Raw genomic sequence first — 23,245 nt, forward strand, 5'->3', positions numbered from 1 at the left:
CAAACATTCACTTTTTTCAAGTTTTTTGCTTATAGATGAAGAAATCACTGAAATACTTTCTAACTAATACTCTTCGAAAATCTCTTCAAACCGCGTCAACGTCGCCTTGCCGTACGTATGGTTACTGACTTCGTCAGTTCTATCCACAACCTCAAAACAGTGTTTTGAGCTGACTTCGTCAGTTTCATCCGCAACCTCAAAAACATGTTTTGAGCTGACTTCGTCAGTTTCATCCGCAACCTCAAAAACATGTTTTGAGCTGACTTCGTCAGTCTTATCTACAACCTCAAAGCAGTGCTTTGAGCAACCTGCGGCTAGTTTCCTAGTTTGCTCTTTGATTTTCCTTGAGTATAAAACAAGCAAATTAGCAAGAAACCCATGACAAAATAATAATCTTGACACGGGTTGTAGTTTCAAAAAAATGTCAATTGACCTGACTAGCAATCTGTAGGAGTGCCTTTTCAAAAAGGAAACTCTTTTCATAAAGACCTGTCTTAATCTGATAGTCTGTCTCAATCAAATAGGAAATAGCTTGCTTCAAAAAGCTCAAAGAAAGTCCTCTCGAATCTCTTAATGCAAACTTGATTTGATAGGGATTGGGATTGCGTCCGAGAAAACTTCCTAGACTACTTGCAATCTGAGATTCTGTTTGCCCAGACTCCGACAAAATCTTCACCTGAGTAAAAGTCCGAAATTGTCCTAGCATGACTGCAATCAGTTTGATTTCATCTTCACCTTGCAAGGTCAAGTCTCTAACCAAATCGCGCGCCTGGTCCATCTTTTTAGTCAGAATAAACTGAGTTAAATCAAAAATATTGTCCTGTAAGGTCTTGGGAATTGCGTTAACAATATCCTCTTCTTCGATAACAGAATCTGCCTTATAGGACTGTAAAAAGAGCAGATTTTTCTGAATTTCGCTAAATTGAAAACCCGACTTGACGAGAAGATTTTCAAAAGAATGATTAGCAAACTGCAGATCTTGTTTCTGGCTCCACTTTTGGAAATACTGGCGCAATTCTTGTTCTTTGGCTTCTACTGCATCAAAGACCTTGGCATCACGCTTAAGTAATTTAACCAACCGTCTTTTGCTATCCAGCTTTCCTTCTGCAAATATTATCAACTTGGTTGTTGGCGAAGGATTGTCAAGGTATTCCTCAAACGACTTAAGCTCATCATCTGTCAAAAAGCGCTTTTTAGCAGTCGTGATATCGACAAAATGATCCAATATCACGATTTTATCATCCGCAAAGAAAGGAAGACTGACTAACTCCAGTTCCACATCCTTGTAGACCACTTCTTTCATATCAAAGTAGGCAAAGTTGAGATCAGCAGAATCATAGCCAATCTGTTTCAATACTTGACTCTTCATCACTTCAAACTGACCCTGATCTGTCCCTGTAAAAAGGCTCAGGCTAGGTAAATTTGATAAAGTCAACTTCTGACTCTCTTCAATGGCTAGCATCTTCTCTCCTTTCTTCTGATTTTTCGATTTAATTTAGTCAATATAGCGCAATTTCCCACGGAAATCTTCTAAGCTCTCGTATCCTTTTTCCGCCATGATTGCTTTTAGTTCATTGGTAATGCGGTCAAAGGCACCGACGCCTTCTTTGTGAAGGGTGGTTCCCACCTGCACCATACTCGCTCCACAGAGAATATGTTCAAAGGCATCACGACCAGTCAACACGCCACCTGTTCCAATGATTTGGATCTGGGGATTTAAGCGTTGATAAAAGGCGTGAACATTAGCTAAAGCAGTTGGTTTGATGTATTCTCCACCAATTCCACCAAAACCATTCTTAGGCCGAATAACGACAGATTCGTCTTCTATATAGAGGCCGTTTCCGATAGAGTTAACGCAGTTGACAAACTTGAGCGGATACTTGTTGAAAATAGCTGCCGCTTGGTCAAAGTGAACAATATCAAAATATGGTGGCAATTTAATTCCAAGAGGTTTGGTGAAGTAGGCAAACACCTCTGCCAAAATCCGGTCTGTTGTCTCAAAATCATAGGCAATCTGAGGTTTACCTGGAACATTTGGACAGGAAAGATTTAGCTCAGTCAGACCACGAAAATCACTCTCTTGGACTTTTTTCAAGATAGTATGGGTTTCCTCTGGAGACATTCCAACCAGAGATAAGAAGAAAGTTCGGTTTGGCTCTTTTTCCTGTAAATCCAAAAGATAATCCAAATAATAGTCTAAGCCCTTATTTGGCAAGCCCATAGAATTGATAGAACCAAGTGGAACATCTTGGTAACGTGGCTCAGGATTTCCCTGACGAAAGTCCAAGGTCGCTGTCTTAGTGACAAAGGTTCCTGCCGCTGAGTTTTTAACCCCTTCCAGCTCTTCTATCGTCATACAAGCCACACCTGCTGCATTCATCAAGCAATTGTCAAACTCAAAACCAGCAATTTGTGATTTTGTTGATACCATGATTCTAATCCTCCAGATTCCTTTTATTGCTAATATTATACCACAGTTTTAATTCTAGGTTCACTAGATTCTATGGTTCTATCTATTTATTCGGAAAAGAAAGTCTAGTGCAGAAGTCATGCTATGGAAACAGCTAGTGTATTGGAAGTTTGAACAAGGCTTGGGTAACAGACTTTTGAATGAAGTCCAAGCAACAAGGAGAAATCTCAACCATGAGTCCATTCCATGACTCTGTTGCTCTAGAAAACCTTGCAATAGTCAAGTTATAACGAATAAAACTTTGGATTGAAATATCCCCATGATTATCTATTACGAGGAGAAATCTCAACCTTTATCATTTTTAAAGAAATACATGTAAATCTCTACTTTCGCAAAATGGATTTTCAAAACAGTATCCCAGTATAGTTAAAAACTATAAAAAAGAGAGGAAGTTCCCCTCTTAAGATTTTATTTGACTGCTTCTTTTAAAGCATCTACCTTGTCCAAACGTTCCCATGGAAGATCAATATCTGTACGTCCCATGTGTCCATAAGCTGCTGTTTGACGATAAATTGGACGCTTAAGATCCAGCATTTGGATAATTCCTGCAGGACGAAGATCAAAGATTTGACGCGCTGCTTTTTCAAGCTTGCTTTCAGCTACCGTTCCTGTACCGAAGGTATCGATACGGACAGAAACAGGCTGGGCAACACCGATAGCGTAGGCCAACTGCACTTCCGCCTTCTTAGCAAGACCCGCTGCAACAATATTCTTGGCAATATAACGAGCTGCATATGAGGCAGAACGGTCCACCTTAGTCGCATCCTTACCAGAGAAGGCACCACCACCGTGACGAGAGTAGCCACCATAGGTATCCACGATAATCTTACGACCAGTCAAGCCTGAGTCCCCTTGAGGCCCACCGATTACAAAACGACCAGTAGGATTGATGAAGAATTTTGTTTGCGCATCCAAGTAAGAGGCTGGAATAACCTCTTTGATAACCTTGTTAATGACATCATTGTGAATTTGTTCGTTGCTGACTTCTGGATCGTGCTGAGTAGAAATAACGACTGTGTCCACACGTACTGGACGGTCATTTTCATCATACTCAACCGTAACTTGTGATTTAGCATCTGGGCGAAGATAGCTGATTTCCCCAGACTTACGAAATTCTGCCAGACGACGAACCAGTTTGTGACTGAGTGAAATTGGCAATGGCATGAGCTCTTCTGTTTCATCCACTGCAAATCCAAACATAAGCCCTTGGTCTCCAGCGCCAATCAAGTCAAGCGGATCTTGGTCTGCATTCCCACGAACCTCCAAGGCTTCGTTAACACCTTGGGCAATATCTGGTGACTGCTCAACAAGCGACGGATGGACTCCCACCGTCTCAGCAGAAAAACCATATTCTGTATTGGTGTAGCCAATCTCAGCAATGGTATCACGAACCACACGGTTAATATCTACATAGGCATTTGTAGAAATTTCACCAAAAACATGGACGGAACCAGTATAGACAGCTGTCTCAGCAGCAACGTGCGCCTCTGGATCCTCTGCTAAAATAGCATCCAAAATCGCATCTGAAATTTGGTCTGCAATCTTATCTGGATGCCCCTCAGATACAGACTCAGACGTGAATAATTTACGTTCTGACATAAAAATGTCCCCCCTTAAAAATAGTGTTATAGAGTTACAAAGTACTGATAGGAATCCCTATCATCTACGAATTGCGACTCGCAATAAAAAATAGAAATACCTACCATCTTATCGGGACTATATAACTTTATCATTATACCATTTTTTAGCGCAATTTGCAGTCTTTAATGTGATATTTCGGTTTAGATAGTTCGTTCTCATAAAGCAAAAAGTTGGAGTTCAGTACTCCAACAATTTCTATTAAAATGTTTGGCGTTTAGCTTTACGCTCTGCACGACCGCGAGCGCGATTTTCAGCACGCTTGGTTTTGCGGCGCTTTTCATCAACCGCCCATTGAATTTTCTTCTTATAACCTGGTTTGACTTTTTTCTTTTTCTTTTTAACCAAACCAATCATTTCGATATCGAGCTTATCTTGTTTTTTCTCACGGTTTGCACGACGATCACGGTCATAGGTATCTTGGAATTCTCCATCTTTTACCATCTTCGGAGTAAATTTAATTCCCAATTTCTCCAACTCACGGATATCCGAGTCATCGCTTGGTTGATAAAGAGTAATAGCTGTACCTGGTAGGCCATTGCGTCCGGTACGACCAACACGGTGAACAAAGAAGGATAAGTCTTGCGGAATGGCATCATTGATGACATGGCTGACACCTTCAATGTCAATCCCACGCGCCGCCAAGTCTGTTGCGACAATGTACTCAAAATCCAGATTTTTCACCTGATTCATGATTCGCTTGCGCTCACGAGGAGCAATATCTCCATGAATCTTCGCTACCTTCAATCCTTGAGCAGTCAGATATGAATGTAATTCATCAGCACGTGTCTTAGTGTTGACAAAAATCATTGCCAAATAAGGCTGCATCAACTGAGTCAATTGATAAATTTGAGCATTCTTGTCACGTCCCTTAGTAGAAATCAACCAATTATCAATGGTATCAGAAATGACCGTTTTGGTCTTGATTTTCTCCATGACAGGATTTGACAAGTATTTTTTCAAGAATGGTTGCAACTTTTGTGGAATAGTTGCTGAGAAGACCATGAATTGCAAGTCTTTTGGAAGGCTGCCAGCAATCTTATCAACAGTTTCCAAGAATCCCATATCCAAGGTCATGTCTGCTTCATCAACAACAAAGGTCTTAGCCTTGTGAATAGCTAGATCACCAGATTTAACCAAGTCGTAAATACGACCTGGTGTTCCAATAACAATATGAGGCTGGTTGCTTGCCAATTTCTCAATCTGGCGAGCCTTATCCGTACCACCCACATAATTAACTACACGAACTTCCACTTCTGAGTGGGCAGCAATCTGACGGGCTGCTTGGTAAATTTGAGTAGCCAACTCACGACTCGGTGCAGTAATGACTGCTTGTACACTATCGCTAGCTTCATCTAGTTGCTGGAAAATCGGTAACAAGAAAGTGTGAGTCTTACCTGAACCTGTTTTTGATTCACCGACTAGGTCACGACCTGCCAAAACAATAGGAATTAACTTATCTTGCACCTCTGTTGGAGTTGTAAATTTCAGCTCCTCCAAGGCTTCTCTAATATAGTTTTTAAATTGAAATTTCGTAAATGACATAATATCCTCGATTCTATCTATCCTATCAATTATACCACATTTTATTCCATTTCAGTAATCTCACTTATTTAGGCTATTTCCAGTACTTCTCTAATAAAAAAAAGGCTGGAACTTGTGAATCCCAACCTCTTTTCAGTCATTATTTCCAGTTTAACATAGCACTCAAGCCATAGTGATCACTAACTTGCGGACTATTGTTACCATCAAATACGACATGTAAATTTTCCACCTCTAACTCTTTGGTAGTAAAAACATAGTCGATTCGAAGGGGTTCAGTGTTCCCTTTCCAGCCATCAATTTCTGGTGGAACGGTATAGCTACCGCTTTTCTCTTGAGCAACTTCAAAAGCGTCTTGTAAGCCTAATGGACTAGCTAAAATAGCTTGGTAGCCTTCCTGACCTGCTGGATTGTTGAAATCTCCAGCTAACAAAAGTGGTTTGTTCAGTTCTTTCAAGACAGCCTCAAATCGTGCCCATTCTTCTTGGAAACCTTTATCCCACCAAGAAAGGTGGACACTTGCAACTGCAAGCTCCTGACCATCAACTACAGTTTCAGCCACGACAACACGGCGAGTATGATAGTCTGTTGGATCATCCACATCTGAAACCAAAATTTCTCTGGCTTCAATAGGTGTTTTAGACAAGATAGCTACACCTTCATGATAGCGGTCATATCCGATATGATTATAAGCCCAAGTCCAGTAGTAATTTTTCCCTTGCTCAGACAACTTTTCAACCAAGAGTCTAACATAGTGGTCTTGATGAATAGGCTCAGCTGCTGGCAAAGCTTGATAAAGATCATTAACCTCCACCTCTGGAGATGTGATCTCCTGATTGATTTCTTGGAAACAAATCAAATCATAGTCCTTTTCAAGAATATCCTCAAGCAAAATCTGGAATTTTTCCTCAGCTTCTTTTTCCATCCAACTGTGAGTATTGAGTGTTAAAAATTTCATTCTTTTCTCCCAAAATAAGAGGTTGGAATACAGCTTCCAACCTCAAATATATTACAATTCTACTTTAGCAACTGCTGTTTTAGCTGCAAGAGAACCTGTTTTTTCTAATTTAACTGATTTAATTGCATCACCATTTGTGAAGACAACTACTGTTGAAGTTTCACGTCCTGCTGCACGGATAGCATCCAAGTCAGCTGTGACAAGGAGATCTCCTGCTGCAACTTTTTGTCCTTCAGCAACATGAACTGTAAATGGTTTACCTTCAAGACTCACTGTGTCCAAACCAATGTGAACCAATACTTCAAGACCTGCTTCAGTCACAATACCAAGAGCATGTTTTGTTGGGAAGATGCTTGATACAGTACCTGAAACTGGAGATACAATGTTTCCATTGGCAGGTTCTACTGCAAATCCATCACCCATCATTTTTTGAGCAAATACTGGATCTTTTACTTGTTCCAAAGCAACAACTTGACCGTCTGCTACTGAGTAAACTTCCTCAGTAAGACCTTTGAAGTGAACAGTGTTTTGTTGTGCTTCAGTCATTTGACTTGGAAGAGTTTCAGGAATGATTTCACCTGAATCAAGGATATCTTGGATATCAGATTTCAATACGTCAGCTTTTGGACCGTAGATAGCTTGAACCCCTTGTCCTTTCATGACAAGACCCATAGCTCCTTCTGCTTTCCATTGCTCTGCATTTCCTACTTTATCTGCATCTTTAACAGTTACACGAAGACGAGTCATACATGCGTCAACATCAACGATGTTTGCACGTCCACCAAGAAGGTTGATAATGTTTACAGCTTGAGAGCCTGCTGCAACTTTCACTTCGCTGCTAGATTCTTCTGAACCTTCAGCAGTTTCGTAGTTTCCGTTACGCCCTGGAGTTGCGTAGTTGAATTTTTGAATCATGAAGTTTGCGATAAAGTACATGATTACGGCAAAGAGAACAGTTACCCAAACGAAGTTAATGATATCCATACCGATACCAGCACTGATTGCAATAGGTGTACGAGTCAAGAACTCGATTGAACCGAATGAGTGCATACGTAGGTTTACGACGTCAGCCATAGCGAAGGCAGCACCTTGAACAAGTGAGTAAACAAGATACATAGGTGTTGCGACGAACATGAACATGTATTCGATTGGTTCAGTAACCCCTGTCAAGAATGTTGCAAGAGCTGTCGCAATCATCATACCTTTGTATTTGTGTTTCTTGTCAGCATCATCATTACGGTAGATAGCCACAACCACACCCATCAAGATACCGAATGAACCGATCATTTGTCCAACTTTGAAACGAGCTGGATGTACTGTATCTAACAAGTGTTGGTATTGACTAGCATCAGTACCTTTAAGGTTTACAAGGTCTGTTACCCATGCAAGCCAAAGTGGATCTTGACCAAATACTTGACTACCTTTAGCTGCACCAGTTAAGACATCATAAGTACCACCAAGAGCTGTGTAGTTCATTGGGATAGTCAACATGTGGTGAAGACCAAATGGCAAGAGCAAACGTTCCAATGTACCATACAAGAATGGTGCAAGGATTGGAGCAGTTTCTTGTGAGTTGGCAATCCAGATACCAAAGCTATTGATACCAGTTTGCACAAGTGGCCAGAAAGCAGCAAGTACAATTGCAGCAATTATTGAACGAAGAATAACTACAAATGGTACAAAACGTTTTCCGTTAAAGAATGAAAGTGCATCAGGAAGCTTACGGAAGTTATAGTATTTATTGTAAGCAGTTGCTCCAATAAAACCAGAAATAATCCCTACGAATACACCCATGTTAAGTGCTGGAGCTTCCATTACACTAATGAAGTAATCAGCAACTTTGATTGATCCACCAAAGAGAGTTGTTACCATAGCTTCTGGATTCTTCAACATGTCTCCTGATACGCCAAAGATTGTACCAGTGATACGGTTGATTAGGATAAAGGCAAGACCTGCCGCAAACGCACCACCAGCACGTTCCTTAGCCCAGCTTCCTCCAATAGCGAGGGCGAACAAGATATGAAGGTTAACGATAACTCCCCAACCGATTTGCTCTAGTACACCACCAGTAATAACGAGTGGTGCAAAGGTTGGGTTAATCATCACGATAGACTTACCGATTGAAATCATCAAACCAGCAGCCGGCATAACCGCGATAACCACCATCAAAGCCTTACCGAATTTTTGCCAAAATTCGAAAGACAAGACATTTTTGAATGTATCTTTCATCATTCAAATCTCCTTTATTTTTATTTAGGCAAACGTTTTACGAAAACGTTTGCACCTTTTATGATTTAATTATACCACTTTAATTTTTTTTGTAAAGGCTTTTACAAAAAAAATTACACTTTTTTCAAAAAAATTTCTAGTGCCAAATTTCAAGTTCAAATTAGCCATCAAAAAGTCTTCTCTGGGGAACTTCTTTATACTCTTCGAAAATCTCTTCAAACCACGTCAGCGTCGTCTTACCGTATATATGTGACTGACTTCGTCAGTCTTATCTACAAACCTCAAAACAGTATTTTGAGCATCCTGTGGCGAGCTACCTAGTTTGCTCTTTGATTTTCATTGAGTATTAGAAGTCCCTTTTCTAAAATTTTTGTAGCAAAAAAGGAGATTTTACAACCTCCTCATAAAAGTAATTATTTTACCTAAATCTTCAAAAATCTGCGCATGGAAATTCCTGAGCCCAGTGAACCAATGAAAATTCCAATCACAAATAGTAGGGCAATCATCAAAGGACTAAATAAATCTGGACTAATCATGGATAGATTTTGCCCTACCAACGATTTGTTGACAGATTGGTAAACCATTTGATAAACAATAAAGACTAAAACAGATGGTGCGATAGCTCCCAATAAACCGATAAAGGCTCCTTCTAACAAGAACGGTCCACGGATATAACTGTTTTTAGCTCCGACCAAGCGCATGATTTGAATTTCGCGACTGCGGGAAATAATGGTAATACGAATGGTATTTGAAATCAAGAAAACTGCGACAAAAATTAACAAAGCTGCAATCCCTAGTCCCCAAACACGGATAAATGAGGCTAACTTGAAGAGTCTTTCTGTATTGGCACCGCCATCTTGAACCTCAGAGACACCTTCAATTTTTTTAGCACCTTCGGCTATAGTTTTTACATCATTTGGAGTATTTGCCTCTACAATATAGGCATCATAGAGAGGATTGGCATCTCCTTCAAAGATTTTCCAGTTATCTCCCATTGTCTCGGTTAACTTTTCATATTGTTCTTCTTTACTTGAAAAGGTAACACTCTTAACAGTAGACATGTTCTTCAAAGAATCATATACCTTGTGGTAGTCATTATTTGTAACAGTTTGACCTTCTTTTTCAATTGTCTGACTGTTATCTTCCACATCCTTTCGGATATAAACTACTACACGGACATTATTTTCAATATCTGTAGCTAGTTTCGCTGTATTGAAAATAACAGAAGCAAATATTGCCACCAAGGTCAAAGTAATCATGACTGAACTGACAGCAGCTACTGTCATCCAACCATTTCGTTTCAAACTTTTTAAGGCTTCAAATAAATGGCGAAAAAATCTACTAATCATCGTATCCATACTCTCCTTTTGATTCGTCACGAACGACACGGCCATTTTCAATGGCAATGACACGGTGGCGCAAGGTATTTACAATCTGGCTATTATGAGTCGCCATCAAAATAGTTGTCCCTTGTAGGTTAATCCGTTCCAAGAGATTCATAATTTCCCATGAATTATCAGGATCCAAGTTTCCTGTTGGTTCATCGGCTATCAATACTTTGGGATTATTTACAATGGCACGCGCAATCGCAATCCGCTGTTGCTCTCCACCTGAGAGCTCATTGGGGAAAGAACGAACCTTGTGCTTCAAGCCAACCAAGTCTAAAACTTCCATCACACGTTTTTTGATATTACGGCGATTTTCCCCGATTACTTCCATAGCGTAAGCAATATTTTCATAAACCGTTTTCTTTGGCAACAGTTTATAATCCTGGAAGACAACCCCAACACTACGACGTAGAAGCGGGACATCTTTCTTTTTAATCTTAACCAGATTAAAACCAGCAACTGATAGGCTTCCTTTATCGATTTTTACTTCACGATATAGAGAACGAATAAAAGTTGACTTCCCTGCTCCTGAAGGTCCTACAATGTAAGCAAATTCTCCCGGTTGAACGCTGACCGAAACACCGCGTAGGGCAGTCGTTCCGTTGTCGTATTTTTTGACGACATCTCTCATTTCAATGATTGACATGTGAGTTCCTTTCTATCTTAGCTGATTCGCCACTTAAGGTAGGCATCGATAAAACCATCTAGGTCTCCGTCCATAACCTTATCTACCTGAGCAACTTCAAAGCTAGTTCGATGATCTTTTACCATAGTATAAGGCGTGAAGACATAAGAACGGATTTGGCTTCCCCATGTGATTTCTTTTTTCTCACCCTTGAGGGAATCTACCTCCGCAGCTTTCTTCTCTTGCTCCATTTGATAGAGCTTAGCCTGCAACATCTTCATAGCTCGATCTCTATTTCCATACTGGGTCCGATCCACTGTTGACTGGACAACAATTCCAGTGGGAATGTGGGTTAAACGTACACCTGTTGAAACCTTATTGACATTTTGTCCACCGGCACCACCTGAACGGAAGGTATCCATCTTGATGTCATCTTCCCGGATTTCCACTTCAATGGTATCGTCCAACTCAGGCATCACTTCTACGGATGTGAAAGATGTATGGCGACGTTTGGCAGAGTCAAATGGTGAAATTCGCACCAAACGGTGTACCCCCATTTCTGACTTGAGAAGACCATAGGCATTAGGCCCTTCAAATGATAAGGTTACTGACTTGATACCAGCTTCATCCCCTGCTTGGTAATCCAATACTTCCACTTTAAAGCCTTTAGCATTACCATAACGAGTATACATACGAAGCAACATATCACCCCAGTCCTGAGCCTCAGTACCACCAGAACCTGGATGGATTTCCAAGATGGCATTGTTGTGGTCATAAGGTTCTGACAAGAGTAGAGTCATCTCATAGCTGGTCATCATCATATCAAGTTCGGCTAACTGCTCTACCAGTTCTTCTTGAACTGACTCGTCTTCAGCTAAAAAGTCCAATAAAATTTCGACTTCATCCTGCAACTCTTCCATTTTGTGGAAGGTGTTATAGGTGTTTTTTAATTCATTTAATTCTTGCGACGTTTTTTGGGCCGCAATATTATCATTCCAAAAATCAGGTTCTGTCATCTTGTTTTCCAAGATGGCAATCTCTTCCTCTAGCCCTTCGAGGTCAAAGAGACCCCCTGAAAGAAGCTAATTTTTCACGATTTGCGTCAATTTTTTGACGGATTACTGAAATGTCCATAAATACTCCTTTTTTACATCATTTCATTATAGCATATTTTATCATTTCTTTCCATCTTTTGCTATAATCCCTTTTTTATGAAAAAAGAAGCCTTTCGGCTTCCCTTCTTACAAGACTTTTGCTGAAGTGCGAGTGATTTCTTCCACTTGAATACCATTTGCTTCAAATTTTTCTTTCAAGGCTGGTAAATCAATTGATCCATCGATTTGCACTTCGATAATGACCTTACCATCCTTACGCGGAATATTGACTGTATGGGAGATATTCAAATTTTCTTCAACGATTAGAGAAACAATCTTACCAAGAACGCCAACTTCATCTTCTGTAACAAAGCGCACACGAATTCCTTCTTCTCCATAACCAGCAATTTCAAGAAAGGCTTGGAAAACGTCACGGTCCGTAATAACCCCATAGACTTGATGGTTATCTACTACAGGAAGAATACCAATCTTGTTTTTCAACATCAGATAAGTTGCATCTTCTAGACTCGCATAGCCTGAAACAGTGACAACATCGCGAATCATGACATCTTTTACTTTTGTCTTATTTAGAAGATAATTCATCTCATAGATAGAAAGACTGGTTGCTTTTGATGGGCTAGCTTGGGCAATGGTTCCCTCAGTTACCAAACCAACCAATTGATCATTTTCGATAACAGGCAAGCGGTGCAACCCTTGCTCTCTCATCAAATCTGCTGCATGAGATACTGTTGTATCTGGACTAATATAAACTACCTTGCGGGTCATAAAATCTTTAACTGCCATGAGACTTCTCCTTTTCTATTCTTATCCCTATTATACAATCTTTTTGTAAATCTATCAAACGCTTACATTTCTTTTTCAAAATTCAGAAAAGTATGAATAAGCTAGCAAAAAGAGCTCTAAAATCGAGCTCTGTGAATGAAAGCAAGATACCTTTCATTCGATTTTTTCAATTATTAGAAATTAAGCTTTCAATATAGATGTAGATTTGTTTGCAATCTAAATATGCCGACTAAAACAATCCACTGAATAAGATAATTGCTTCGCAATCTCTATTCACCGACTAAAAAGGTCCCCCGGACCTTTTTAGCCACCTAGATATGCTTTTCTGACTTCTTCTGATGAAGCGAGTTCTTTTCCTGTTCCTGATAGAACGATTTTCCCTGTTTCCAATACATATCCTCGGTCAGAGATTGCGAGTGCTTTATTAGCATTTTGTTCAATCAAGAGGACGGTTGTTCCTTGCTTCTGAATATCTTGAATGATATCAAAGATCTCTTGAATAAAGATTGGGGCAAGTCCCATTGAGGGTTCATCTAAGAGAAGAAGTTTTGGTGTTGACATAAGAGCGCGTCCCATGGCAAGCATTTGTTGTTCTCCTCCTGAAAGAGTGGCTGCATCTTGGTTCTTGCGTTCTTCAAGACGTGGGAAGCGTGAAAAGACCTTCTTCAAGTTAGCTTGATTTTCTTCACGATTTTTCTTTAAAAAAGCTCCCATTTCTAGATTTTCCATAACAGTCAAGCCAGGAAAGACGTGGCGTCCTTCTGGAACTTGTGAAAGCCCACCTGCTACGATTTTTTGAGCTGGCATTTTTTGGATTTCTTGACCTAAAAATTCAATCTTTCCAGAGCTTGGTCTAACCAAACCAGACAAGGTACGGAGAATGGTTGTCTTACCTGCACCATTGGCACCGATAAGGGAAACAACTTCTCCTTCATTCACTTCAAAGCTTACATCACGGACTGCTTGAATCATACCATAATGCACAGAAAGATTATCAACTTTTAACATAGACATTAGGCTTCACCTCCTAGATAAGCTTCGATAACGCGTTTATTGGTCTTAATTTCATCTGGAGTTCCTTGAGCAATTAAACGGCCATATTCAAGTACGTAGATACGTTCTGTTACTTCCATGACCAGATTCATATCGTGTTCAATCAACATGATTGTAATCTTAAATTCATCTTTGATACGACGAATTAACTCAGTCAATTCGGCTGTTTCCTGCGGGTTCATACCTGCGGCTGGTTCATCCAAAAAGAGAATTTTAGGTTCCGTAGCGAGGGCACGAACAATTTCCAAACGACGTTGTTGTCCGTAGGCAAGATTTTTAGCTAGAGTTTCTGCATCACCATCTAAATCAAAGATTTTCAGCAATTCCAAGGCTTTAGCCTTTAATTCTTTTTCACTCTTGTAAAAAGCTGGTAAGCGCAAAAAACTAGCAAAAACATGTTGTTTGTGATGGTTACCAAAGGCAATCAAAACATTGTCCAAAACGGTTAAATCTTTAAAGAGACGGATATTTTGGAATGTACGTCCAAGTCCCAAAGAAGCAATCTTATAAGGTGACTTTCCATTCAAAAGGTGACCATCTAGGGTTACTGTTCCCTCGCTTGGTTCATAAACACCCGTCAAGAGGTTGAAAAGAGTGGTTTTCCCAGCTCCGTTTGGACCGATTAGTCCAACCAGTTCCCCTTCGTTCAATTCAAGAGTCACATCTCCAACAGCTGTTAGACCGCCAAAATGTTTGGTTAACTGTTTTACTTCAAGTAATGCCATTAGTTTTATTCCTCCTTCTTAGATTTTTTAAAGAAACGTGATAGGCTCAATTCCCATGTTCCAAGGAGTCCACCTGGTCTGAAAATCATTACCAAGACCAAGGCCAAAGCGTAAATAATCATACGCACACTAGCTACGTCTTGGAGAAGCATATTCAAAATTCCCAGAACAATAGCCGATACAATGGCACCTGTAATGGAACCAAGTCCACCAAAGACAACAATAATCAAAACGTTGATTGAGTTGATGAAAGTGTAATCTTTCGGTACAACTGAACCGATAAATCCTGCCTGAAGTGACCCTGCAATACTCGCAGTAATGGCACCAAAGACAAAAGCGATGATTTTAATTTTAGTCGTATTAACCCCAACTGACTCAGCAGCGATTTCATCCTCACGAACAGAGAGGGTTGAACGACCAATTGGACTACGCAAGAAGTTCAAGGTTGCAATGGTTGTAATCACAACAAAGAAGTAAACCATTTGCCAAGTTGTAAAGTTTGGAATTCCCAAGATACCTGCTGCACCATTTGTAAGGCTTCCACCATTGATGATAAAGATACGGATAATTTCAGAAACACCTAGAGTCGCTACTGCAAGATAGTCCCCCTTCAAGCGCAAGGTTGGAATTCCGACAAGCAAGGCAACTGCTCCTGAAAGCAAAGCCCCTACAAGCATAGCTCCAAAGAAGGCTCCGTAGGTTGGTGATTTAGAACCAATAATAGCAGCGGCATAGGCACCAATCGCCATGAAACCAGCATGCCCAAGTGAAAATTGTCCTGAAAAACCAACGATTAAGTTGAGACCAACAGCCAGAATAATATTAATTCCGATTTGTTGTAAAATCTGTACATAGAATAGGTTGAGTACTCCGACTGAAACCAGTACACTAATCAAGCCATAGCCAGCTAATAAAAGGAGTAACCATAGAATATTAACTTTTAAATTTTCCTTCATCGCTTACACCTTCTCTTTCACATTTTTACCAAGGATACCAGCTGGGCGGACAATCAAGATCAACAACAAGATTCCATAAACAATGGCATCACGGAAGTCTGACATCCCAAAGGCTGTCGCAAAAGTTTCTAATAGACCAATCACAAAGCCACCAAGAGCCGCACCAGGAATGATTCCGATACCACCAAGTACCGCGGCAACGAAAGACTTAAGACCTGGAGTAACCCCCATCAAAGGCTCAAGAGAGTTATAATAGAGGGCAATCAGAACACCAGCCGCACCCGCAAGAGCTGAACCCAAAGCGAAGGTAAAGCTGATCGTACGGTTTACATTGATCCCCATCAATTGTGCCGCATCGCTATCTACAGATACAGCACGCATGGCTTTCCCCATCTTAGTCTTTTGGACAATGACCTGTAACAAAATCATCAAAATCAAGGAAATGGCCAAGATCATTAACTGCACATTTGTTAGGCTAACTGGTCCCAAATCATAGCGAACTGTTTGAATCGCTTGAGGAAAGGCACGAGTATTGGCACCAACCAGATAGACCATGCCATACTCCAGTAGGAAAGAAACCCCAATAGCTGTAATCAAAACAGCAATACGAGTAGAGTGACGCAAAGGTCGGTAAGCAAGGAACTCAATCACGACACCAAGGATGGCTGTCGCTAGCATCGCTACAATAAGCGCTACAAAAAAATTCATTTGGAAAGAATTGATCAAGAAATAACCAATAAAGGCTCCCATCATATAAATATCACCGTGGGCGAAATTGATGAGCTTGATAATTCCGTAAACCATGGTATATCCTAGGGCTAACAGCGCATAAACACTACCTAGAATCAAACCATTTACTAGTTGTTGGAGCATAAGATTCACTCTTTCTATATATAATTCCGAGGTTTTTCCCTCACTTTTTGATAGGTTCTTAAACATCGAAACAGGGAGTGAGTCAAAGGCTCATTCCCTATTTCAACATTTTTCTATTATGGTTTTACAACTTCTGCTGCTTCAACCTTACCATTGTTCATGGTCATCATGTAAGCAGTTTTAACTGTGTTGTGGTCCGCATCGAAGCTTGTTTTACCAGTTACACCTTCAAAGTCTTTTGTTTTAGCAAGATTATCCTTGATTTCACCTGAGTTTTTAGCACCTTTTGCTGCGTTTGCTACAAGGTGAACTGAGTCATAAGCCAAGGCTGCAAATGTTGAAGGCTCTTCATTGTACTTAGCGCGGTAAGCGTCAAGGAAGGCTTTGGCTTTAGCTGAAACTTCTACAGTAGTTGAGAAACCTGAGATAAAGTAGATGTTTGATGCTTTTTCAGCAGTTGCTTGTTGTACAAACTCTTCACCGTTAAATCCATCACCACCAACGATTGGTTTGTCAATTCCCATACCACGCGCTTGGTTTACAATCTTACCAGCCTCATTATAGTAACCAGGAACAACGATAGCATCAAAGTCTTTCCCTTTCATTTTTGTAAGGGCTGCTTGAAAGTCTGTGTCACCTGCTACGAAAGTTTCATCTGCAACGATTTCACCCTTGTATGACTCGCGGAAAGATTTGGCAATCCCTTTAGCATAGTCACTGGCATTGTCAGTGTAAAGAACAACTTTCTTAGCATTTAATTTTTCAGAAACATAGTTTGAGATAATTTTTCCTTGGAAGCTATCTTGGAAAGTTCCAATAAAGAGGTAATCTTGACCTTTAGTCAATCCATCTTGAGTCGCACTTGGTGAGATCAATGGAACACCTGCTTTTGTAGCGTTCGCTACCGCAGCTGCAGTCGCACCAGATGTCGCAGGTCCTACGACTGCTGATACTTTAGATTGGGTTACAAGGTTAGTTGTAACTGAAGCAGCCTCAGCTGTTTCAGACTTATTATCTTTATCGACTACTTCGATTTGTTTTCCATCGATACCACCTGCGGCATTGATTTCATCAACAGCCAATTGGGCACCTTTTTGTTCAGCTGTTCCGTATGCAGCTAAAGAACCTGATTCTTCAAAGTTAAACCCGATTTTAATTGTCTTTTCCTCTACTGAGTTACCAGCAGTGTTGACTGCTCCAGACTTCACTTCTCCACAGGCTGCAAGAAGTGCTACACTTGCAAGCGCCACAAACGATAGGGCAAATTTTTTCTTCATCTTTTTTTGTCTCCTTATTTCTTAAATAGTCTGTTAAGAATATATCGAATTATCAGAAAATTGTCAACACTTTTCTTTAAATTTTTATCTGATAACGTTTTCCTATCGGTAAAGGTTACCCACAAAGGGTGTTTCCAGCTCTTGGATATGACAAACTCTGACTTTTTTGATAAACTTTTCCTTGCTCAAGCGCCCGACCAATTGCTCCACTTCTTGAGTTGGAACATAGAGTTGTAAGTAACGATGCTTCTTGGAATGATAGGTAATATCTCCATAATCCTGCAGTTTTTTGGCATCACGATTATAGTAAAGATAGATAATCAAGCCAGATCGATTGACTTTTTCAAACATGATAAATCCTCTTTCTAAGAAATCTCCCCCTATTATACCAAAAAAAGCAAACCCAGTCGAGTTTGCCTTCTATCAACATTAGTTCAATGAATTGTTGGCCATGATTTCATCAATAAAGCCATATTCAAGTGTTTCTTGGGCACTCATCCAGTTATCGCGTTCTGCATCTGCATGGACTTTTTCGATTGACTGACCTGAATTTTCAGCCAATATTTTTTCCAAGGTATGACGAGTTTTAAGCAAGTGTTCTGCAGCAATCGCCATATCGGTTTGTTGAGTACCTCCACCTGTACCGCCCATTGGTTGGTGAATCATATACTCTGCATTTGGAAGCATGAAACGCTTGCCTTTTGCTCCACTTGATGCAATGACCGTCCCCATAGATGCAGCCATTCCCATAACGATGGTTTGGACATCTGCCTTGATAAAGTTCATGGTATCAACGATTGCCAAGCCAGCTGAAACAGAACCACCAGGTGTGTTGACATAAAGGTAAATATCTTTTGTACTATCTTGGGCATCCAAGAAAAGCAATTGGGCAATAACTGAGTTAGCCATATTGTCTTCAACTGGACCTGTCAGCATAATGATGCGGTCTTTTAAAAGACGTGAGTAAATATCGTAGGAACGTTCTCCACGGCTTGTTTGTTCAATAACTACAGGAATCATTTATTTCTCCTTTTGAGTTTTATTTTTGTTGGTCAAATGACTGAAGATAAGACTATTATAATATTTTGGTCAAAAAAGGTCAGATTTTTGCTCTGTTTTCATTAGAACAGAAACAAAAATTCAACCTCCTTTCGTGACTGGAACTTCTTTTCCAAGTCATTCTCTTTTTAATTTTATTTTGTACCGAACAAGCGGTCTCCAGCATCTCCAAGACCTGGAACGATATAACCGTGTTCGTTCAAACGTTCATCCAAGGCTGCTGTAAAGATTTCTACATCTGGATGAGCTTCTTGAAGAGCTTTTACACCTTCTGGTGCTGATACAAGGCAGACAAATTTGATATTTGATGCGCCACGTTTTTTAAGCGAGTCAACAGCCAAGATTGCTGAGCCACCTGTTGCCAACATTGGATCTACTACAAAAATTTGACGTTGGTCAATATCTTCAGGCAATTTTACCAAGTATTCAACTGGTTGAAGCGTTTCTTCATCACGGTACATACCGATGTGACCAACCTTAGCAGCTGGAACCAAGCTCAAGAGCCCATCGACCATCCCGATACCTGCACGTAAGATTGGAACGATGGCCAATTTCTTACCTGCCAATTGTTTTTGAACTGTTTTTGTAATTGGTGTTTCGATTTCCACATCTTCTAGTGGAAGATCACGAAGTACTTCATACCCCATCAACATTGCAATCTCATCTACTAGCTCACGAAAAGCTTTTGTAGAAGTATCTGTACGACGCAAGATTGACAATTTGTGTTGAATCAGCGGGTGATTAATAACTTCAATTTTTCCCATTTTTGGAATTCCTTCTTTCAATTTATTCTTCTTATTATACCAAAAAACGGTTTAAAAATCTTTCTAAACCATTTATTTTTGATAATTTTTACATTAAATCTGCTTCTTTAAGAGCTGTCTGTACTGTCTCAAGTGGTAAATGGGTTAATTCTGTTCCCTTTTCTTGATAAAGGTATTGGGCATAGTCGTCCATTCGGTACTGGTTGATATAAACCACGCGCTTGCAACCGACCTGCAGCAATTGTTTGGTACAGTTGAGACAAGGAAAATGGGTCACATAGGCTGTAAAACCTTTGGGAACACCACGTTCTGCACCTTGGAGAATAGCATTAACCTCAGCGTGAAGGGTGCGAACACAGTGGCCTTCAATGACCAAACATTCGTGGTCAATACAATGCTCAGTCCCTGACACCGAACCATTGTAACCAGTGGAAATGACCTTATTATCCTTTACCAGAATTGCGCCCACTTTGGCACGTTTACAAGTGGAACGATTGGCAATTAGTAGGGCTTGGGCTGCAAAATACTCATCCCAGGCCAGTCTTTTTTCAGTCATCTCTTTTCTCCTATTTCTCTATTTTTTAAAAAATGGTAACCGTAAATCCGCAATCTTTTCAGCAGGTACCTTCATGCCATCCTTGATCCACTTTAGAAGGACAGAGACGATGGCCGAGCTCCAGAAGGAATGAAGATAAGAGCTGACACCTTTTGATTTTCCATGGTATTTTTCTAGAAATTCCTGCATGGCTTGGACAAAGATTTTTTCCAGATGGTAATCCAAGGCCAATTGAATCACTCTAACTTCCTTTCTGGCCTCCCGGAAAAGGTGAACCCAAACCAAATAAAGGTCTGTCTTTAAATCGTAATGATGCAGCTGTTCCATAATATTGTGGACAGTTCGTTTAAAGACGCTCTCTAAAATTTCCTCTTTGGAGTCATAATTGCGATAAAAGGCCGCACGCGAAACACCTGCACGTTTGACCAATTCAGAAATACTAATCTTGGTCAGTTCCTTTTTTTCCAAGAGTTGCAAGAGGGCTGTTTCAATGGCTTCTCTGGTTAATAAATTGGATTCTTGGTTTGATTTTCTGAGATTTTCAAGAGACTTTTCAGAGATTCTACGTTCAGACATAACATTTTCTTTCTACTTGTCACAACAGACGGATGATGCTTTTGTTTCAAGGGTTTTCATGATATAATTGTAAAAAAAGACAGAACCTTTGTCAATGTATAACTGACAAAGATGGAGAATTTCTATGACTTGGAAGATTATTGCTGACTCTGGTTGTGATTATCGTCAACTGCCAACACCAGCTATTAACACAACCTTTGTAAGTGTCCCCTTAACCATTCAAGTAGCTGATCAGGTCTTTGTTGATGATGCCAGTCTTGATATTGACCATATGATGAAAACCATGTATGCAACCGCAGAAGCTTCAAAATCAGCTTGTCCAAGCCCAGATGATTATTTGCGAGCATTTGAAGGTGCCAAAAACATTTTCCTAGTAACCATCACTGGTACTCTTTCTGGTAGTCACAATAGTGCGCAACTGGCCAAGAATATTTATCTGGAAGAACATCCTGACACTAAGATTCATGTAATTGATAGTTTGTCTGCTGGTGGAGAAGTTGACTTGCTCGTAGAAAAATTAAATGACTTGATTGACCAGGGCTTATCTTTTGAAGAAGTGGTTGAAGCTATCACCGCCTATCAAGAAAAAACTAAGTTGCTCTTTGTCCTAGCCAAAGTCGATAACTTGGTGAAGAACGGCCGTTTGAGCAAGCTTATCGGTACGGTCGTTGGCCTTCTAAATATCCGTATGGTTGGGGAAGCTAGTGAAACTGGAACCCTCGAATTGCTACAAAAAGCAAGAGGAGCAAAGAAGTCAGTTCAAGCAGCCTATGAAGAGTTAGTGAAAGCAGGATATGCTGGTGGCCGTATTGTTATGGCCCAACGCAATAACGAGAAATGTTGCCAACAGCTTTCAGACCGAATCCGTGAAACCTTCCCACAGGCGGATATTAAAATTCTCCCAACATCTGGTCTCTGCAGTTTCTATGCAGAAGATGGCGGTCTGCTGATGGGCTATGAAATTGATTAATTGCATTCTTGACAAGAGGTAACCATCATCTCTTGTTTTTTTGTGGTACAATAGAGCTATGAAACATTTTGATACTATTGTCATCGGTGGAGGACCTGCTGGTATGATGGCTACGATTTCCAGTAGCTTTTATGGACAGAAAACCCTCCTCATCGAAAAAAATCGGAAACTTGGAAAAAAGTTAGCTGGGACTGGTGGGGGACGTTGCAATGTGACCAACAATGGTAGCTTGGACGACCTACTAGCTGGAATTCCTGGAAACGGACGCTTTCTTTACAGTGTTTTCTCCCAGTTCGATAATCATGACATCATCAACTTTTTTACAGAAAATGGTGTTAAACTTAAGGTCGAAGACCACGGACGCGTCTTTCCAGCTAGTGACAAGTCTCGGACTATTATCGAAGCTTTGGAAAAGAAAATCACTGAACTAGGTGGTCAAGTTGCTACTCAAACCGAAATTGTTTCGGTTAAAAAAGTAGATGAGCAATTTGTCCTGAAGTCAGCTAACCAAGTCTTCACTTGTGAGAAACTCATTGTCACAACTGGTGGAAAATCCTATCCTTCGACTGGTTCGACTGGTTTTGGTCACGAGATTGCTCGCCATTTTAAACACACCATCACCGAGCTTGAAGCTGCTGAAAGTCCTTTATTAACAGATTTTCCACATAAGGCCTTGCAGGGGATTTCGCTGGATGATGTGACTCTAAGTTATGGCAAGCGTGTCATCACTCACGATTTGCTTTTTACCCACTTTGGTTTGTCAGGCCCTGCTGCCCTACGTATGTCTAGCTTTGTCAAGGGTGGGGAGATTCTCTCACTGGATGTTTTGCCTCAGCTTTCTGAGAAGGACTTGGCTAAATTCCTAGAAGAAAATCGAGAAAAAGCTCTAAAAAATGCCTTAAAAACCTTGTTACCAGAACGCTTGGCCGAATTTTTTGTACAAGGATATCCTGAAAAAGTCAAACAACTGACTGAAAAGGAACGAGAACAACTTGTCCAGTCCATTAAAGGACTTAAAATTCCTGTAACTGGAAAAATGTCTCTTGCCAAGTCCTTTGTCACCAAAGGTGGTGTCAGTCTCAAGGAAATCAACCCTAAAACCCTTGAAAGTAAGCTGGTTCCTGGCCTCCACTTTGCAGGCGAAGTCATGGATATCAACGCCCACACAGGTGGCTTTAACATCACTTCTGCCCTCTGTACCGGCTGGGTGGCGGGATCAAACCCAATCTAAATATACATTACTAAATGGAACAATCCCCCCCCAAAAAAAAGAAAGGAACTACTTTGGAACATATTATCTTGCTAAGGGGAGTCACTCCTAATGGAAAAAATGCTATCCCTAAAATGTCTTATCTAGTAGATATCTTGACAGAAGCTGGTTTTCAACAAGTTCGAACTTATATTCAAAGTGGAAATATTATTCTTGAAAGTAACTTAGCTCTCGAAGAAATACGAGAACAAGTTCATACTCTATTAGACTTCCTGCAAAACTAGAATCCTAGTTCATGATTGATAATACCAGCAATCAAATTCATTCGTAATCCGAAGCGTTTACGATGATTTCGATAGGTTGTTGAAAACATTTTAAACGTTTTTACTTTGGCAAAGATGTTCTCAACCTTGCTTCTCTCCTTAGATAGCGCATGGTTATAGGCTTTCTCTTCAGCTGTTAGCGGCTTGAGTTTGCT

The 23,245-nt window shown here is 40.3% G+C and carries 24 protein-coding genes and 1 pseudogene; 3 read left to right on the forward strand and 22 right to left on the reverse strand.

Annotated features, from left to right (window positions below; genetic code table 11):
• Positions 1 to 63: 63 nt before the first annotated feature.
• The 21 genes from HT729_RS12145 to HT729_RS09115 all read right to left on the reverse strand — a co-directional run bounded on the left by HT729_RS12145 (position 64) and on the right by HT729_RS09115 (position 20,587).
• Entirely contained in the window at positions 64 to 402 is a 339-nt protein-coding gene (locus HT729_RS12145; protein ID WP_240164435.1) for a hypothetical protein, read from the reverse strand.
• A gap of 22 nt (positions 403 to 424) precedes the next feature.
• Positions 425 to 1,462, reverse strand: coding sequence for a DNA polymerase III subunit delta (gene holA / locus HT729_RS09020; protein WP_172931926.1), 1,038 nt, complete (start codon positions 1,460 to 1,462; stop codon positions 425 to 427).
• Positions 1,463 to 1,495: 33 nt separating this feature from the next.
• Entirely contained in the window at positions 1,496 to 2,431 is a 936-nt protein-coding gene (locus tag HT729_RS09025) for a dihydroorotate oxidase (protein ID WP_172926363.1), read from the reverse strand.
• Between the two features lie 447 nt (positions 2,432 to 2,878).
• Positions 2,879 to 4,069, reverse strand: a complete 1,191-nt coding sequence (metK, locus tag HT729_RS09030) for a methionine adenosyltransferase (RefSeq protein ID WP_172926362.1) — start codon at positions 4,067 to 4,069, stop codon at positions 2,879 to 2,881.
• A 240-nt stretch (positions 4,070 to 4,309) separates the two neighbouring features.
• Complete coding sequence (locus HT729_RS09035; protein WP_101781291.1) at positions 4,310 to 5,653, reverse strand: DEAD/DEAH box helicase; 1,344 nt, start codon at positions 5,651 to 5,653, stop codon at positions 4,310 to 4,312.
• A 139-nt stretch (positions 5,654 to 5,792) separates the two neighbouring features.
• Positions 5,793 to 6,608 carry an endonuclease/exonuclease/phosphatase family protein gene (locus tag HT729_RS09040; RefSeq protein ID WP_172926361.1) on the reverse strand — a complete coding sequence of 272 codons (816 nt, stop codon included), beginning with the start codon at positions 6,606 to 6,608 and terminating at the stop codon, positions 5,793 to 5,795.
• Positions 6,609 to 6,659: 51 nt separating this feature from the next.
• Positions 6,660 to 8,840, reverse strand: coding sequence for a PTS transporter subunit IIBC (locus HT729_RS09045; RefSeq protein WP_172931927.1), 2,181 nt, complete (start codon positions 8,838 to 8,840; stop codon positions 6,660 to 6,662).
• Positions 8,841 to 9,259: 419 nt separating this feature from the next.
• Positions 9,260 to 10,186: a permease-like cell division protein FtsX gene (gene ftsX / locus HT729_RS09050; protein ID WP_172931928.1), complete on the reverse strand. Its 927-nt coding sequence runs from the start codon at positions 10,184 to 10,186 to the stop codon at positions 9,260 to 9,262.
• A complete protein-coding gene (gene ftsE / locus HT729_RS09055; protein WP_000022265.1) occupies positions 10,179 to 10,871 on the reverse strand; it encodes a cell division ATP-binding protein FtsE in 693 nt (230 codons plus the stop codon). The genes ftsX and ftsE overlap by 8 nt, the downstream gene beginning before the upstream one ends.
• Positions 10,872 to 10,888: 17 nt before the next feature.
• Positions 10,889 to 11,984, reverse strand: a protein-coding gene (gene prfB / locus HT729_RS09060) for a peptide chain release factor 2 (RefSeq protein ID WP_101502795.1) whose coding sequence is annotated in 2 segments (ribosomal slippage) — positions 10,889 to 11,911 and positions 11,913 to 11,984 — 1,095 coding nt in all. Because the reading frame shifts where the segments join, the coding sequence is not laid out codon by codon here.
• Positions 11,985 to 12,091: 107 nt separating this feature from the next.
• Complete coding sequence (locus HT729_RS09065) at positions 12,092 to 12,748, reverse strand: CBS domain-containing protein (RefSeq protein WP_000268665.1); 657 nt, start codon at positions 12,746 to 12,748, stop codon at positions 12,092 to 12,094.
• Between the two features lie 303 nt (positions 12,749 to 13,051).
• Entirely contained in the window at positions 13,052 to 13,762 is a 711-nt protein-coding gene (locus HT729_RS09070) for an ABC transporter ATP-binding protein (protein ID WP_000062200.1), read from the reverse strand.
• On the reverse strand, positions 13,762 to 14,526 hold the full coding sequence (locus HT729_RS09075; RefSeq protein ID WP_001185997.1) for an ABC transporter ATP-binding protein: 765 nt from the start codon (positions 14,524 to 14,526) through the stop codon (positions 13,762 to 13,764). Before HT729_RS09075 ends, HT729_RS09070 begins: the two co-directional genes overlap by 1 nt.
• A gap of 5 nt (positions 14,527 to 14,531) precedes the next feature.
• Positions 14,532 to 15,482 carry a branched-chain amino acid ABC transporter permease gene (locus HT729_RS09080; RefSeq protein ID WP_166730742.1) on the reverse strand — a complete coding sequence of 317 codons (951 nt, stop codon included), beginning with the start codon at positions 15,480 to 15,482 and terminating at the stop codon, positions 14,532 to 14,534.
• 3 nt (positions 15,483 to 15,485) lie between these two features.
• The gene (locus tag HT729_RS09085; protein WP_000941427.1) at positions 15,486 to 16,355 is read right to left on the reverse strand and encodes a branched-chain amino acid ABC transporter permease; all 870 of its coding nucleotides are present in this window, start codon (positions 16,353 to 16,355) and stop codon (positions 15,486 to 15,488) included.
• Between the two features lie 116 nt (positions 16,356 to 16,471).
• Positions 16,472 to 17,632: an ABC transporter substrate-binding protein gene (locus HT729_RS09090; RefSeq protein ID WP_000726145.1), complete on the reverse strand. Its 1,161-nt coding sequence runs from the start codon at positions 17,630 to 17,632 to the stop codon at positions 16,472 to 16,474.
• Positions 17,633 to 17,734: 102 nt separating this feature from the next.
• Complete coding sequence (locus HT729_RS09095) at positions 17,735 to 17,983, reverse strand: YlbG family protein (RefSeq protein WP_000462126.1); 249 nt, start codon at positions 17,981 to 17,983, stop codon at positions 17,735 to 17,737.
• 78 nt (positions 17,984 to 18,061) lie between these two features.
• On the reverse strand, positions 18,062 to 18,652 hold the full coding sequence (clpP, locus tag HT729_RS09100; RefSeq protein ID WP_050242379.1) for an ATP-dependent Clp protease proteolytic subunit ClpP: 591 nt from the start codon (positions 18,650 to 18,652) through the stop codon (positions 18,062 to 18,064).
• Positions 18,653 to 18,825: 173 nt separating this feature from the next.
• Positions 18,826 to 19,455, reverse strand: coding sequence for a uracil phosphoribosyltransferase (upp, locus tag HT729_RS09105; RefSeq protein ID WP_000515974.1), 630 nt, complete (start codon positions 19,453 to 19,455; stop codon positions 18,826 to 18,828).
• A gap of 88 nt (positions 19,456 to 19,543) precedes the next feature.
• Positions 19,544 to 20,011 (reverse strand): cytidine/deoxycytidylate deaminase family protein, encoded by a 468-nt coding sequence (locus tag HT729_RS09110; protein ID WP_000136976.1) that lies wholly within the window; start codon positions 20,009 to 20,011, stop codon positions 19,544 to 19,546.
• An 18-nt stretch (positions 20,012 to 20,029) separates the two neighbouring features.
• A complete protein-coding gene (locus HT729_RS09115) occupies positions 20,030 to 20,587 on the reverse strand; it encodes a TetR/AcrR family transcriptional regulator (RefSeq protein WP_000004147.1) in 558 nt (185 codons plus the stop codon).
• 124 nt (positions 20,588 to 20,711) lie between these two features.
• On the opposite strand from HT729_RS09115, the gene HT729_RS09120 reads away from it, so the two are divergent.
• The 3 genes and pseudogenes from HT729_RS09120 to HT729_RS09130 form a co-directional block, all read left to right on the forward strand.
• On the forward strand, positions 20,712 to 21,557 hold the full coding sequence (locus HT729_RS09120; protein WP_138702066.1) for a DegV family protein: 846 nt from the start codon (positions 20,712 to 20,714) through the stop codon (positions 21,555 to 21,557).
• Positions 21,558 to 21,615: 58 nt separating this feature from the next.
• Positions 21,616 to 22,788 (forward strand): NAD(P)/FAD-dependent oxidoreductase, encoded by a 1,173-nt coding sequence (locus HT729_RS09125; RefSeq protein WP_172926359.1) that lies wholly within the window; start codon positions 21,616 to 21,618, stop codon positions 22,786 to 22,788.
• Positions 22,789 to 22,841: 53 nt separating this feature from the next.
• Positions 22,842 to 23,033: pseudogene (locus tag HT729_RS09130) on the forward strand (DUF1697 domain-containing protein); the annotation flags it as partial.
• 14 nt (positions 23,034 to 23,047) lie between these two features.
• On the opposite strand, the gene HT729_RS09135 reads toward HT729_RS09130, so the two are convergent.
• The coding region (locus HT729_RS09135) for a transposase (protein ID WP_172931929.1) at positions 23,048 to 23,245 on the reverse strand (198 nt) is incomplete at its 5' end.

Origin of the sequence: Streptococcus sp. 79, assembly GCF_013277425.1 — a bacterium.
Lineage (GTDB): Bacteria > Bacillota > Bacilli > Lactobacillales > Streptococcaceae > Streptococcus > Streptococcus pseudopneumoniae.